The sequence below is a fragment of the Halorubrum orientale genome (assembly GCF_059623105.1).
Genome location: NZ_JBSPSR010000001.1, coordinates 56,663 through 69,547, shown reverse-complemented (window position 1 = coordinate 69,547; position 12,885 = coordinate 56,663). Strand labels below are relative to the sequence as shown.

At 66.8% G+C, this 12,885-nt stretch carries 14 protein-coding genes; 9 read left to right on the top strand and 5 right to left on the bottom strand.

Annotation, left to right across the window (positions count from 1 at the left end; all coding sequences use genetic code 11):
* Window positions 1-24 precede the first annotated feature (24 nt).
* Together ACWUI7_RS00370 and ACWUI7_RS00365 are read right to left on the bottom strand one after the other, a co-directional pair.
* Complete coding sequence (locus ACWUI7_RS00370; protein ID WP_496640161.1) at window positions 25-321, bottom strand: DUF6432 family protein; 297 nt, start codon at window positions 319-321, stop codon at window positions 25-27.
* Window positions 322-365: 44 nt separating this feature from the next.
* On the bottom strand, window positions 366-887 hold the full coding sequence (locus ACWUI7_RS00365) for an archaemetzincin family Zn-dependent metalloprotease (RefSeq protein ID WP_496640160.1): 522 nt from the start codon (window positions 885-887) through the stop codon (window positions 366-368).
* Between the two features lie 39 nt (window positions 888-926).
* Here ACWUI7_RS00365 and ACWUI7_RS00360 point away from each other — a divergent pair, with 39 nt between their 5' ends.
* The 5 genes from ACWUI7_RS00360 to ACWUI7_RS00340 all read left to right on the top strand — a co-directional run bounded on the left by ACWUI7_RS00360 (window position 927) and on the right by ACWUI7_RS00340 (window position 3,698).
* Complete coding sequence (locus tag ACWUI7_RS00360) at window positions 927-1,433, top strand: UPF0146 family protein (protein ID WP_496640159.1); 507 nt, start codon at window positions 927-929, stop codon at window positions 1,431-1,433.
* A gap of 66 nt (window positions 1,434-1,499) precedes the next feature.
* On the top strand, window positions 1,500-2,363 hold the full coding sequence (locus ACWUI7_RS00355) for a TIGR01548 family HAD-type hydrolase (protein ID WP_496640158.1): 864 nt from the start codon (window positions 1,500-1,502) through the stop codon (window positions 2,361-2,363).
* Window positions 2,364-2,425: 62 nt separating this feature from the next.
* On the top strand, window positions 2,426-3,232 hold the full coding sequence (pheA, locus tag ACWUI7_RS00350) for a prephenate dehydratase (RefSeq protein WP_496640156.1): 807 nt from the start codon (window positions 2,426-2,428) through the stop codon (window positions 3,230-3,232).
* Window positions 3,233-3,307: 75 nt separating this feature from the next.
* Window positions 3,308-3,508 (top strand): hypothetical protein, encoded by a 201-nt coding sequence (locus ACWUI7_RS00345; protein ID WP_496640154.1) that lies wholly within the window; start codon window positions 3,308-3,310, stop codon window positions 3,506-3,508.
* A 10-nt stretch (window positions 3,509-3,518) separates the two neighbouring features.
* Entirely contained in the window at window positions 3,519-3,698 is a 180-nt protein-coding gene (locus tag ACWUI7_RS00340; RefSeq protein WP_496640153.1) for a hypothetical protein, read from the top strand.
* A gap of 58 nt (window positions 3,699-3,756) precedes the next feature.
* On the opposite strand, the gene cysS is transcribed toward ACWUI7_RS00340, so the two are convergent.
* Both cysS and ACWUI7_RS00330 read right to left on the bottom strand, forming a co-directional pair.
* Window positions 3,757-5,256: a cysteine--tRNA ligase gene (gene cysS / locus ACWUI7_RS00335; protein WP_496640152.1), complete on the bottom strand. Its 1,500-nt coding sequence runs from the start codon at window positions 5,254-5,256 to the stop codon at window positions 3,757-3,759.
* 81 nt (window positions 5,257-5,337) lie between these two features.
* Window positions 5,338-5,673: a hypothetical protein gene (locus ACWUI7_RS00330; protein WP_496640151.1), complete on the bottom strand. Its 336-nt coding sequence runs from the start codon at window positions 5,671-5,673 to the stop codon at window positions 5,338-5,340.
* Between the two features lie 202 nt (window positions 5,674-5,875).
* Between ACWUI7_RS00330 and ACWUI7_RS00325 the strand changes: the two genes are divergently transcribed.
* On the top strand, window positions 5,876-7,498 hold the full coding sequence (locus tag ACWUI7_RS00325; RefSeq protein ID WP_496640150.1) for a BCCT family transporter: 1,623 nt from the start codon (window positions 5,876-5,878) through the stop codon (window positions 7,496-7,498).
* A gap of 13 nt (window positions 7,499-7,511) precedes the next feature.
* On the opposite strand, the gene ACWUI7_RS00320 is transcribed toward ACWUI7_RS00325, so the two are convergent.
* A complete protein-coding gene (locus ACWUI7_RS00320) occupies window positions 7,512-8,036 on the bottom strand; it encodes a DUF7523 family protein (protein ID WP_496640149.1) in 525 nt (174 codons plus the stop codon).
* A gap of 123 nt (window positions 8,037-8,159) precedes the next feature.
* Here ACWUI7_RS00320 and ACWUI7_RS00315 point away from each other — a divergent pair, with 123 nt between their 5' ends.
* The 3 genes from ACWUI7_RS00315 to ACWUI7_RS00305 all read left to right on the top strand — a co-directional run bounded on the left by ACWUI7_RS00315 (window position 8,160) and on the right by ACWUI7_RS00305 (window position 12,885).
* Window positions 8,160-9,029, top strand: a complete 870-nt coding sequence (locus tag ACWUI7_RS00315) for a CbiX/SirB N-terminal domain-containing protein (RefSeq protein ID WP_496640148.1) — start codon at window positions 8,160-8,162, stop codon at window positions 9,027-9,029.
* A gap of 3 nt (window positions 9,030-9,032) precedes the next feature.
* Window positions 9,033-10,211: a DR2241 family protein gene (locus tag ACWUI7_RS00310; protein ID WP_496640146.1), complete on the top strand. Its 1,179-nt coding sequence runs from the start codon at window positions 9,033-9,035 to the stop codon at window positions 10,209-10,211.
* Window positions 10,212-10,290: 79 nt separating this feature from the next.
* On the top strand, window positions 10,291-12,885 hold the full coding sequence (locus ACWUI7_RS00305) for a DNA topoisomerase I (protein ID WP_496640145.1): 2,595 nt from the start codon (window positions 10,291-10,293) through the stop codon (window positions 12,883-12,885).

Below are 12,885 nucleotides of genomic sequence, written 5' to 3'. Positions count from 1 at the left end.
GCGGGTCAGCGTCGCTGTCTCGGCTTACAGCCCGAGCCGACGGCGAATGGCGTCGACGACGCCGCGATCCTCGTCCGTGGTGGCATCCGGGTCGGGAACGACGCGGTCGTGCGGGTAGACGCGAACGCGATCGTCGGTTTCGACGGTGATGAGTGAGTCGGCTTTCAACGAGGCAAGGGCGTCTTCGATCGCGTCGATATCGGCGTCGACGGCCGCTCGAAGCTCGAGCACGGTCATTCCCTCGTCACCGCGGTCGACGAGGGCATCAAGCAGCGCGACCTCAACGTCGGGGCGATCGCGGTACTCCGGCTTTGCGGCCATGGATGGATACTGGGTTCGGACGGGGTTTAGTGTACCGGCGTCGCTCACCGCACGAGCCGCGAGCAGGTGCCACAGAGGTGTTCTTCTTTCACGTCAACTTCGCGGACGGTCGGGGAAAACGACATCACACACTTGCTGTTATCACAGTGTTCGAGCCCGAGCGTGTGGCCGACCTCGTGAACAACCTCCTTGCGGACCCGGTCGGCAAAGACGTCGACAGCGGGTTTCATCGATACGCCGCCGTCAGAAGACGTTCGGAGCCGGTGTGTCGAGATGACCGAGCCGCTCCCGTTGAGATACGCGAGTCCGAAGACGTAGTTTCGGCGGCGGTAGTACAGATCCTGTGGGGTGATACCGATGTTCTTCTCGCCGCTGCCGACGCGGCTCACGACCTCGATGAGGTCTTCGGCGCGATGCTGGTCTCGGGTGTCGTCGTACGCGTTTGCGGGGACCGGCTGGTCGTCGTGGACCGTCACGTCACACTCGTATACCGACCGGAGCACGGTGGAGGCTTCCCGTTTCACGCGCGGGGTGACCTCCCCGACGGGCACGATGTCCACGAGCATGAAAGCGGTTTTGACCGCCCCGGTCATAAACCCCCCGCCGTGGGATCTCCCCGACACGACGACCTCGTCGACGCGCTCGAGCGATACGACCGGCTGCTCGAGGTCGGCGTCGGCAACCGGCCCGGCTTGGCGCGCGAGCTCGCTGCACGTGGGTGTGCCGTGCTCGCGATCGACATTGAGCCGCCCGCGTGGGACGATGAGTGGCTCGTCGATGAGGCCACCAACCAAGTCGACGGCGACGGTGCCGGTGACGGGACCGTCACGAGCAACGGGAGCCTCACTATCCGTCACGGAGACGTCGTCGAGCTCGCGGCCGACAACTCGGCCACGCAACCCGACCCGGCCATCAGTCAGGCCACGGTCGACGCTGTCTACGCCAGACGGCTGCCGGCAGAGCTCCAGCGGCCGACCGCCGAACTCGCTCGGCGGCTCGACGCGGCGTGTGTGTTCACTACGCTCGGCTTCGAGGAGCCGGTCGTGCCCGTCGAGCGACGCGCGCTAGCACGGAAAACGATGTACGTCGTCGACAACGGCGCAAGGCGGTGATCGACGCGCTAGACGAGGCACGTACCAGATCCGAACGTTCAAATCTTCGCCGGCCAGCCTATCGGTATGCAGGTTGACGCCCTCGTGTTGGACATTGATGGCGTGGTCGTCGACGTCGCCGACTCCTACCGCAAAGCGATTCGTGAGTCGATCGATCGCGTGTACGGCGAGACGATCGACCGCGACGCGATACAGGCGTTCAAAGACGCCGGCGGGTTCAACAACGACTGGGCGCTCACGGACGCGGCCGCGCTGTTCGTGCTCGCCCGGCGGGCTGGCCTCCGCCTCGACGTCGAGGCGTTCACGGATCGAATCGCTGCCGGTGGTGGCGGGGTTGAGGCGGCAAAACGCGTCGTCGAGACGGCAGACGGCGTGGCGACCGCACGCGTCTTCGAGGCGTGGGACCCGGCGCGACTCCGTGCCGTCTTCCAGGCGCTGTACCTCGGCGAGGCGCTGTATCGGGAGCTCGAAGGCGGCGACCCACCGGTAACGACAGCCGGGTACATCCACGATGAGCCCACGCTCATCGAGCCGGCGACGATCGAGACGCTGACCGAGCGGTTCGACGTCGGCGTGTTGACCGGGCGGCCGGCCGCGGAGGCGGCGATCGCGCTCGAACGCGTTGGACTCGACGTCCCCGAGGCCCACCGGTTCACGATGGACGACTGGGAGGAGGGAAAGCCACACCCACAGGCGCTCATCACACTCGCAGAGCGGTTCGACGCCGACCGGGTGGCGTTCGCGGGCGACACGCTCGACGACGTCCGCACCGCTCGCAACGCCGACGAGGCGGATCCGGACCGGACGTACGACGCTATCGGCGTGTTGACCGGCGGGCTGACGGGCGAGGCGGGGCGCCGGGCGTTCCTCGAGGCGGGAGCGGACGCGGTGGTCGCGGACGTGAACGCGCTCACCGACTACCGCTCCTAGCGGGTCGGCCGGCCCTCACGATCCCAGCACCCTTTTCGCCCGCCGCCGAATATAACGTTATCATGAACGCAGTCACGCTCGGTCCGGCCGGCACGTACTCACACCGTGCGGCGCGGGCCGTCGCCACCGAGGTGTCGTTCCGCGAGTCGGTCACCGCCATCGTCGATGCGGTCGCGGCCGGCGCGTTCGAGCGCGGGGTCGTCCCCATCGAGAACAGCATCGAAGGGTCGGTCTCAGAGAGCCTCGACGCGCTGGCCGACCACGACGTCGCCGTCACCCGCGAGGTCGTCACCCCGATCCGCCACGCACTACTCGCACAGTCGCCGAGCTTCGAACTTGTCGCCAGTCACTCTCAGGCGCTCGCACAGTGTCGCAACTGGTTAGAGACGACACACCCGGAAGCAGGCCTTGAGGCGGTTGCCTCCACCGCACGCGGGGTTGAACGTGCCCGCGAGGACGCCCGGATCGCCGGCATCGGCCACCCGGACAACGCAGGTGACGACCTCGAGATCCTCGCCGAGAACATCCAGGACCGAACCTCGAATGCGACACGATTCCTCGTCGTCGCCCCCGAGACGGAGCGCTCGGAGGCTGGCGGGAAGACCACCCTTGTCGTCTACCCGAACGCGAACTACCCCGGGCTACTGCTCGAGCTTCTTGAGGCGTTCGCCGACCGGAACCTCAACCTCTCGCGGATCGAATCGCGCCCGAGCGGCGAACGACTCGGCGACTACCTCTTCCACTTCGACGTCGACGCCGGCCTCTACGAGGACCACATGGGCGCGGCGGTCGAAGCGGTCGAATCGATCGCCGAGAACGGCTGGGTCCGGGTGCTCGGGTCGTACGACACAGAACACGTGCTCCAGTGAGCGAGCCCAGTCGTCACGAGGCGACCCCCTGAGATCGCATGATTTTATATACAGGTTCTCATATTCGAGATCCGTATGGAGTCCAGCGCGCTCGAGACGATGGCGGCGCTGATAGAGCGCGCCATCGACGAGACCGACGACCCCAAGCTGCACTACACGCTCCGCACGGCGCGACAGCTCGTCGAACACCAACACGCCGACCTCGCCGCGTCACTGGAGCAGGCGACGCTCGACGCGGAGACGCGCGAACGACTCGAAGCGCTCGGCTACCGCTGAGTGCGGCGGGATGTCCGTCTTCACGCGGCTGCTCGTCGCCTACGGGGTGTTGCTCGCCGTCGGCGTGGCGATCTACCGCGAGATCGACGCGCTCGACGTCGACGAGCCGACGGAGCTTCGACTCGTCGTCGCGGCCGCTCTCGGCGGGGTCGTCGTCTCACTGTACGTCGGCAGTCAGCTGCTTGACTGAGTCGATCGCGATGCAACCGGTCGACTCTCGCGTGAACCGCGCGGCGAGCGTCCACGGCTTACTCGAACCGGTACTCGACGCCGTCTGGACCGTCCTCGACGATGACCCCGACCGCATCAAGGGCGTCGCGGAGTTCGTCGGCGCGGTCGTAGTTCCCGGTCTCCCGTTCGGCCTCGCGAACGTCGAGTATCAGCTCGACTAACTCGCCGGCTAGGTCGACGTCGCCGTCGGTGGGCGACTCGAACTGAAGGCCGAGCACGTCGCCGCCGAGTTCATCGAAGGCGGTCACGGCCGCGTGGAGCCCGCGGTAGTCGTAGCCGTCGTCACCGCGAGCGGTCCCCGCCGACCGCGCGTCGAGGTGCCGATTCACTGCGTCGGTGAGCGAGAGCAGCGCTGCGGTCGCCTCCCGGAGGTTGAGGTCGTCATCCATCGCTGTCTCAAACGCGTCACGGGTGGCTTCGACCGTCTCACGCAGCGACTCGTCGGTCGCCTTCACGCTGGCGTTTACGGAATCGAGCGCCGCAACGGCGCGGTCATACGTTCGCGAGAGGCGCTCCCAGCGCTCTTCGGCCTCCGCTATCGTCTCCTCGGTGAGCGCCTGCTCGGAGCGGTAGGCGGCGCCGGCGTAGAACGTCCGGATCACGTTGACACCGAGCTCCTCAAGCGCGTCGGGCACCGTCCAGAAGTTGCCGATAGACGAGGACATCTTCTCGCCGTCCATCTCTAAGAGCCCGACGTGGAGCCAGTGACGGGCGAACTGTTCGCCGGTCGCCGCCTCCGACTGTGCGATCTCGTTTTCGTGATGTGGGAAGACGAGGTCGCGGCCGCCCATGTGGATATCGAGGGTGTCACCGAGGTGCGTCGTCGACATCGCCGAGCACTCGACATGCCACCCCGGACGCCCCTCACCCCACGGCGACGCCCACGTCTCACCCTCGGGGACGATGTCGTCGTGATCGTGTTTTGCGTGATCGCGGACAGCTGCCTCGCTCACGCCGTCGGCTTTCCACAGCGCGAAGTCGGCGGGGTTGCTCTTTTCAGAGCGCTCATTGGGCTCGCCCTGTGCTTCCAGTTCGTCGACATCCTGGTTCGAGAGCGCCCCGTACGCCTCGAAGGTCGTGACGTCGAAGTAGACGGAGCCGTTCGACTCGTAGGCGTACCCTCGGTCGACGAGCGTCTCGATGAGCGCGCGGATCTCCGGAACGTGTTCGGTGACGCGGGGGTACACCTCCGCGCGCAACAAGTTCAGCCCGCGCATCGCCGCGAACGTTGATTCGGTGAACGTCGTCGCCACGTCGCGTTCGGTGGCCCACTCGTCACGCTCACCGACCCGCGCGGTGATCTTCTCGTTGACGTCGGTGACGTTCTCGACGTGACGAACCGTGTAGCCGTGGTATGACAGCCACCGGTGGAGCACGTCCGCGTGGAACCAGAGCCTGGCGTGTCCAAGGTGGGGATCGTCAGACACCGTGAGCCCACAGACGTACAGGGTGACGTCGTTGTCCGCGGTGAACTCGACGCGCTCGCCTGCAAGGGTATCGGTGACGACGAGACTCATTACCGGGGCGTACCGACGCGGCGGATTTGAAATCGTCGGATCGGCGCGGCCAGGGGCAGCGTCGCGACCACGACACGGCGCCTACGGCAGTCGAAGCGTCCCCGCGTAGTGGTGGGTGCCGTCAGTCGTCTCGACGTACTCGTACAGCGGCGGGGGCTCGATCCCCCACGCCCGAAGCCGGTCGTCGACGCCGTCGACGTACGTCGCGAGAAAGGAGCCACGCTCGCGGAGTGAGGGTGGTGTGCGGGTGTGTTCGGTCTCGAACCGACAGCGGGCGTGCCGGCCATCTCCGTCCGGGACGATCCGGAGGCGGAGATCGGAGCGGAGGCGTTCGCGAACCGGCGGCGGGTCGCCGTAGAGGTGACCCTCGCCGAACGCGTCGATCGCGGCGAGCGCCTCGTCCGGAACGTGGTTCACGTGTGACGATTCGACTCCAGCTACCTCATTCATTCGGCGGCTCCGACGACGACTCAGGGGACGGTGAGTGAGGAATCGGGGGTCGACAGCCCGGATGACGGAGTCAGCTCACTGACACCGGTCGACCGGCTCTGTGCCGCCCTTGAGGCCTGAAAGCAGGGTTTAACCGGGCGGAGCCCGTGGGATTGTATACGAATTCTTTATGAGTGAGAACCCGATTGTTGAGTCGATACGCTCGTTTCGTGCGGAAGTCGATCCGGTGCCGTTCGCCGCCGGGGCGCTCGTCACGTTCGCCTTCCTCGGGTACACCGTCGTCGACACCGAGGGCGCGGCCGCCGCGATCGACGCTGCTTTCGTTCGGCTCGGTCGCGGACTCGCGTGGCTGTACTTGGGCACCGTGCTCGCGTTGGTCGGACTCGCCGCGTATCTCCTCGTCAGCCGGTACGGCCGGGTCCGGCTCGGCGAGGGCGACCCGGAGTACGGGACAGCCTCGTACGTGGCGATGTTCTTCTCGGCCGGACTCTCGGCTGGGATCGTGTTCTTCGGGCCCGTCGAGGCATTGTTACACTACCAGACCGTTCCACCCCTCTTCGCCGGGCAGGTGGCCGCAGCCTCGAGCGCGGCTGCAGTGCCGGCGGTCGCGTACACCGTGTTCCACTACGGTATCAGCGCCTGGGGCGGGTACTTGGCGATCGGGCTCCCTGTCGCGTACTTCGCGTACCGACACGACGCCCCGTTCCGCGTCTCGACCGCGCTCTACCCGGTGCTTGGTCCTGACGGGCTCGACGGCATCGTTGCACGGACGGTCGACACGCTCGCCGTCGTCGCCACTATTGGCGGGATCGCGACCGGGCTCGGCTTCATCGCCACACAGCTGCTCACCGGGGTGACGTACCGCACCGGAATCAGCTTCGGTGACGCCGAGACCGTCGCGGTGATCGTCGGGATAACGGCACTTTTCACGCTGTCGCTCGTCGCTGGTGTCGGCCGAGGGATCAGACGGCTCTCGGTGTTCAACGTCGGACTCATGACACTGCTGCTCGGCGTGGCGCTCCTCGCCGGGCCGACGACCGCGGTGTTGAACGTCGGCGTCGCCGCACTCGGCACGTACGCGGCGAACTTCTTCGAGATGAGCCTGTTCACCGGGAGTGGCGTCGAAGGCGGCCCGGGATGGACCGCCGCCTGGACCGTCTTCTACTGGTCGTGGTGGATCGCCTGGGCGCCATTCGTCGGGCTCTTTCTCGCGCGAATCTCCCGCGGCCGGACGATTCGGTCGGTCGTCGGCACCGCCTTCGGGACGATGACAGCCGTCTCGGCGCTGTGGTTTACGATCGTCGGTGGCACTTCGATTCGGCTGCAGGACGCGGGGGTCGTCGACATCCTCGGGGCGGTCGGCGAGTTCGGTGACGGCGTCTCAGGATACGTGTTGTTCGGCGCCTTCCCGGGTGGCGAGCTCTGGCAGCCCCTGTTTCTCGTGTTGGTGACGACGTTCTTCGTCACCTCGGCCGACTCCTCGACACTCGCGGTCGGGATGCTCACAGCGAAGGGAACACGCGAGCCGTCCGGCGCCAACCGTGTGTTCTGGGGCGTGTTACAGGGTGCTATCGCCTCCGTCCTCGTCGTCGTCGGTGGGGCGACAGCACTCCGGTCGTCCGTCATCGTCACCGGGGCGCCGTTCGCCGTCGTCTGTCTCGTCGCCATGGGTGGGTTCGTGCGGTGGCTCTCACAGGCGGACGCGCCCGCGCCAACGCGTGACTCCGTCGTGACCGGTGACGCGGGCGGTGCCGAGACCCGACGAGCCGCACCGCCGGCCGAAGACGACTGACGGGAGACGCGCGCTACGCCATTGTGTCCGTCGGGACTCGCTTTAGTGCCGCCTCGACGGTTCGCAGTGCGGTCGCGCCGTCTCGCCGGGACACCACGACAAGGAGCGTGTCTCCGGCGACGCCCGCAGCCGCGACGGAGACGTCGACAGCGACGAGCGCGTCGAGTACCGCCGCGAGCGTTCGGGCACCCACGTCGCCGGTGACGAGGAGTGCGGTGTCGTCACCCTCATTTATGACCGCGACGGTTCCGACTCGGAGCAGTACGTCGGCGTCCTCAAGGAGAGCTGAGGGCCCGTCGACGACGCCGACACCGCTCCGCATCGAGATGCTCGCGGAGTGATCAGCGGTCGCGTACGCGGGAAGATCGTCTCGGAATCGGCGAAGTGCGGCCGCGATCGCCTCCTCATCGCCGTTGAGTCCGGCCGTCGAGGTGAGCCACGCTGCTGCGGCAGCGTAGTTCACCACGCCTGCACGAAGCGCATCAAGGAGAAACGGCCGAGCACGAACCGCCTCGCGGGTGTCCGCTGCAAGCGACATGCCCGCCGGTGTGATTGGGACGCTAATGATCGTTTCGTTCCGCGCGTCGCGGTGGGAGACGAAGCGTTCGCAGGGCGTGACTCCTGTCGAAGTGGATAAAAGCGCCGCCGCCCGATCGTAGATATGCAGTCGCTCGTCATTGTCGCACACGGCTCACACCTGAACCCCGACTCGAGTGCACCGACGTACGCACACGCCGACACGATCCGCGCGGCCGGCGCGTTCGACGAGGTGCGCACCGGTTTCTGGAAAGAAGAACCACACTTCCGCGAGGTGCTCCGCACCGTCGAAGGCGACGACGTGTACGTCGTCCCGTTGTTTGTCTCGGAGGGATACTTCACCGAGCAGGTGATCCCCCGCGAGCTGCGGCTTGACGACTGGGACGTCGCCGAGTGGGACTCCGACGGCCTCTCGGCGGACCAAGCCACGCTCGTCGCCGAAGACATCGAGCGGGAGGTCCACTACTGCGGACCAGTGGGAACCCACGAGGCGATGACCGACGTGATCGTCCGCCGGGCCGAGTCGGTCACCAGCGATCCCGACGTCGGCGACGGAGTCGGCCTCGCGGTAGTCGGGCACGGCACCGAACGCAACGAGAACTCCGCGAAGGCGGTCGAGTACCACGCCGACCGGATCCGCGACCGCGACCGGTTCGACGAGGTCCGCGCGCTGTACATGGACGAGGACCCCGAGGTCGACGACCTCCCCGACTTCTTCGAGAGCGAGGACGTCGTGCTCGTGCCGCTTTTCATCGCCGACGGGTACCACACCCAAGAAGACATTCCTGAGGACGTTGGGCTCTGTGACGACTACACCGAGGGATACGACGTGCCGACGGTCGTCGATGACACCCGCGTCTGGTACGCGGGCGCAGTCGGGACTGAGCCGCTTATGGCCGACGTGGTGCTCGAACGCGCCGCCGACGCGGGCGCTGACCTTGGGGGTGCTCTTGAGGACGTGCGCCAGACCACCCGCGTTGCCACGGGGGACTGAGTCGTGGGCGACACCACCGCACCGTCGTCGACGTCAGTCCCGGCGGTCGAACTCCCAAGCGAGGCGTTCGACGCGGTGCTGGATGAACTCGCGAAACGCGACCCAGACGAGTCGCTCCGGTTCGAGGGGTTCACCGTCGAGGCCGAGGCGAGCGACGACGACGTGGCCACAACGTACCGCCTCGAGCCGGCGAGCAAGGAACCACAAACCGGCCTGTCGGAGGCCGCACTCCACGAGGCGCTCGACGCCCGCGCGTCGGCGGTCACGGACTGGTACGCCTTCGAGCACGTCGTCGGCGAGTTCGGCCCAAGACGGGCGTTCCTCCGCTGGATCGAAGACGCTGACGGCGAGACGGTCGCGAGCCGGTACGCCGCACTCGCCGAGGGGATCACTCGTGCGTGGGGCGAGCTACGGATCACGGCAACAGTCACCGACCGAGGCGCGCGGCGATACGACGTGCGCCACGTCGACGACGCCGGAACACCGGTCGAAGACCTCGATCGGTACGACGACCCCCTCGACGCCCGCGGGCTGGTGACGGCCGACGCGGCGGGGCGGTACCGCCCGCTCAAGACTGCACCGACGCTCAGAGATGGGTGGGCCTTCACCGACCTCGGGCCAAAAGCGGTCTACGAGACAGTGGAGACGATCTACCCCGCGACCGTACCCAACTGGCACCGCGAGCGCGAGGGCGACCTCGACGTGAGCCACTGGCGTGAGACAATGGCGCGGCAGTCGGGCATCTACGGCGTGGTGAAAACGTGGGACCGCGGTGAGGGATACGAGCACGTCAACTGGGTCGCCGAGGCGTGTTGTGCCGACTCACAGTGTCTCAAGCGGCGCGAGTGGGAGTACGACGAAGAGACCGACCTCGACGTCGACGGCGGCGACGGCGTCTTCCCGTGTCGAGAACCCTGCTCACTTGTCGTCTCGGCGGCGCGCAAGTGGACTCGTCTCGAGAGCGAACAGCCGCGCTCGTACACCTTCGATCTCACGCCGAGTGAAAAAGAACAACTCGAGGCGATCGTCGACGCGGTTGCAGACGGCCGGGCAGCTGAGATCCGTGAGGCCGACATGAAAGACGGGGCAAACCGGCTCCGGGCGCGGTTCTTGCGGGCGAAGCGGTTCGACGACGACGGGAGCCTCTGTGGGGTGGCGACCGACCCGGACGACGCCGAGTGAATCGCCGCCGACACCCGTGTCTGCTGTCGGTTAGTGCGTCGCGAAAGCTTTAGACCCAAGAGCGGCGTATTCTGCTGTGATGAGTCGCGGTCCCGAGGTCATCGTCACAGAGAAGGACAACGCCGCCCGGCGGATCGCCGAGATCCTGAGCGACGACAGCGCATCCACTGAGCAGGTCGTCGGCGTCACCGTCTACCGCTGGGGCGGGAACCGGTGTATCGGGCTCTCGGGACACGTCGTCGGTGTCGACTTCCCGTCGGAGTACAGCGACTGGCGCGACGTCGAGCCGGTCGAGCTGATCGACGCACCGGTCCAGAAGACGCCAACACAGGAAGGGATCGTCGCCGCACTTCGGAAGCTCGCGCGAAACGCCTCCCGGGTCACAATCGCCACCGACTACGACCGCGAGGGCGAGCTTATCGGCAAGGAAGCGTACGAGCTCGTCCGCGAGGTCAACGAGAACGCGCCGATCGACCGCGTTCGGTTCTCGTCGATCACCGAGCGGGAGGTAACGGACGCGTTCGACGACCCAGACGACCTCGACTTCGATCTCGCCGCCGCCGGCGAGGCCAGACAGGTGATCGACCTGACGTGGGGAGCCGCACTCACGCGGTTCCTCTCGCTTTCGGCCCGCCAGCTCGGGACCGACTTTATTTCTGTGGGGCGGGTCCAGGGACCGACCCTCAAGCTGATCGTCGACCGCGAGCGCGAAATCCGCGCGTTCGACCCCGAGTCGTACTGGGAGCTGTCTGGAGCCCTCTCGAAGACCGACGGAGACCCGTTTGACGCGCAGTACTTCTTGAAAACCGACAGGGGGACAGAGGCGACCCGAGTCTGGGACGAGTCCGTCGCGGACACACTCACCGAGGCGTTCGCCGCCACGGACGAGGCTGTCGTCGATGACGTCAGCCGACGAACACAGACAGACGAGCCGCCGACACCATTTAACACGACCGCATACATCCGTGCGGCCGGTTCTCTCGGCTACGGTGCCCAGCGCGCGATGTCGATAGCCGAGGACCTGTACACCGCTGGCTACGTCACCTACCCGCGAACGGACAACACAGTGTACCCGGACGACCTCGACCCCCGCGAGCTGCTCAAGTCGCTCGCTGCGTCCTCGCGGTTCGGTGACGACGCCACGTCGCTGCTCGACGCCGAGACGATCGAGCCGACCGCGGGCGACAAGGAAACGACGGACCACCCGCCGATTCACCCGACTGGAGACCTCCCAGCCGCGAGCGCCCTCTCTGAGGACGAGTGGGCGGTGTATGAACTGATCGTCAGGCGCTTTTTTGCGACGTGTGCGCCGGCGGCCGAATGGGAGCGGCTGCGCGTCGTCGCGCTCGCAGACGGCGATGCGACGGCAATCGCCGAGACGGCCGACCCGGTCGCCGCACTGCGAGCACCCGAGGAGGCCGACGGGACCCCGTCGCTCGCCGCCGACGGCGGACTTCGGCTGAAGGCGAACGGCAAGCGGCTGCTCGCGCCGGGCTACCACGCGGTGTACCCGTACCGCTCCAGCGACGAGCGGATCGTCCCGGACGTGACGGAAGGCGAGACGCTAGCGGTAGAAGACCAACACACGGCCGCCAAAGAGACCCAGCCCCCACGCCGGTACGGCCAGTCGCGACTGATAGAAGAGATGGAGGCCCGCGGTGTGGGGACGAAAGCAACACGTCATCGAACCCTCGAGAAGCTGTATGACCGCGGCTACGTCGAGGGCGACCCGCCGCGACCGACCCGGCTGGCAGAGGCCGTCGTCGAGGCCGCAGAGGGGTTCGCCGCGCATGTCGTCTCCGAGGAGATGACCGCGCAGCTCGAACGAGACATGCAGGCGATAGCCGCCGGCGAGAAAGGGTACGACGAGGTGACTGCTGCTTCACGGGAGCTACTCGAGACCGTCTTCGACGACCTCACCGATTCCCGCGAGGCGATCGGTGATCAGCTCCGGCGCTCGCTCAAAGCCGACAAGACGCTCGGGCCGTGTTCCGAGTGCGGCGCCGACCTGCTCGTTCGTCAGTCGCGTGGCGGCTCGTACTTCATCGGCTGTGACGGCTACCCGGCGTGTGAGTACACCTTACCGCTGCCCTCGACGGGGAAGCCGCTGATCCTCGAGGAGACGTGTTCGACACACGACCTCCACCACGTGAAGATGCTCGCCGGCCGGAAGACGTTCGTTCACGGCTGTCCGGGATGTAAAGCCGACGAGGCCGACGAGACCGAGGACCGGGTGATAGGCGCGTGTCCCGAGTGTGGCGAAGACGCCGGTGGGGAGCTCGCGATCAAGCGGCTCCGATCAGGCTCACGACTCGTCGGGTGCACCCGCTACCCGGAGTGTGAGTACTCGTTGCCGTTACCGCGTCGCGGCGAGGTCAAGGTGACAGACGAGCGCTGCGATGAACACGACCTCCCGCACCTACGGATTCACAGTGGCGACGAGCCCTGGGAGCTCGGATGTCCAATCTGCAACTACCGCGAGTTTCAGGCCCGTGAGGCAGGCTCAACGCTCCAAACTATCGACGGCATCGGCGAGAAGACCGCCGAGAAGCTTGCGGCGGCCGGTATCGACGGCGTCGAGGAGCTGAAGTCGGCGGACCCAGACGAGCTCGCCGGCGACGTCGACGGAGTGGGCGCCGACACCGTCCGCAACTGGCAGGCGAACGCGGACTGA

Bases quoted from the DNA above. Each gene is read 5' to 3' on its own strand.
- ACWUI7_RS00305 (WP_496640145.1), top strand. From the start codon at position 10,291: ATGAGTCGCGGTCCCGAGGTCATCGTCACAGAGAAGGACAACGCCGCC.
- cysS (WP_496640152.1), bottom strand. From the start codon at position 5,256: ATGAGTCTCGTCGTCACCGATACCCTTGCAGGCGAGCGCGTCGAGTTC.
- pheA (WP_496640156.1), top strand. From the start codon at position 2,426: ATGAACGCAGTCACGCTCGGTCCGGCCGGCACGTACTCACACCGTGCG.
- ACWUI7_RS00370 (WP_496640161.1), bottom strand. From the start codon at position 321: ATGGCCGCAAAGCCGGAGTACCGCGATCGCCCCGACGTTGAGGTCGCG.
- ACWUI7_RS00320 (WP_496640149.1), bottom strand. From the start codon at position 8,036: ATGTCGCTTGCAGCGGACACCCGCGAGGCGGTTCGTGCTCGGCCGTTT.
- ACWUI7_RS00325 (WP_496640150.1), top strand. From the start codon at position 5,876: ATGAGTGAGAACCCGATTGTTGAGTCGATACGCTCGTTTCGTGCGGAA.
- ACWUI7_RS00345 (WP_496640154.1), top strand. From the start codon at position 3,308: ATGGAGTCCAGCGCGCTCGAGACGATGGCGGCGCTGATAGAGCGCGCC.
- ACWUI7_RS00315 (WP_496640148.1), top strand. From the start codon at position 8,160: ATGCAGTCGCTCGTCATTGTCGCACACGGCTCACACCTGAACCCCGAC.
- ACWUI7_RS00355 (WP_496640158.1), top strand. From the start codon at position 1,500: ATGCAGGTTGACGCCCTCGTGTTGGACATTGATGGCGTGGTCGTCGAC.
- ACWUI7_RS00340 (WP_496640153.1), top strand. From the start codon at position 3,519: ATGTCCGTCTTCACGCGGCTGCTCGTCGCCTACGGGGTGTTGCTCGCC.
- ACWUI7_RS00365 (WP_496640160.1), bottom strand. From the start codon at position 887: ATGCTCGTGGACATCGTGCCCGTCGGGGAGGTCACCCCGCGCGTGAAA.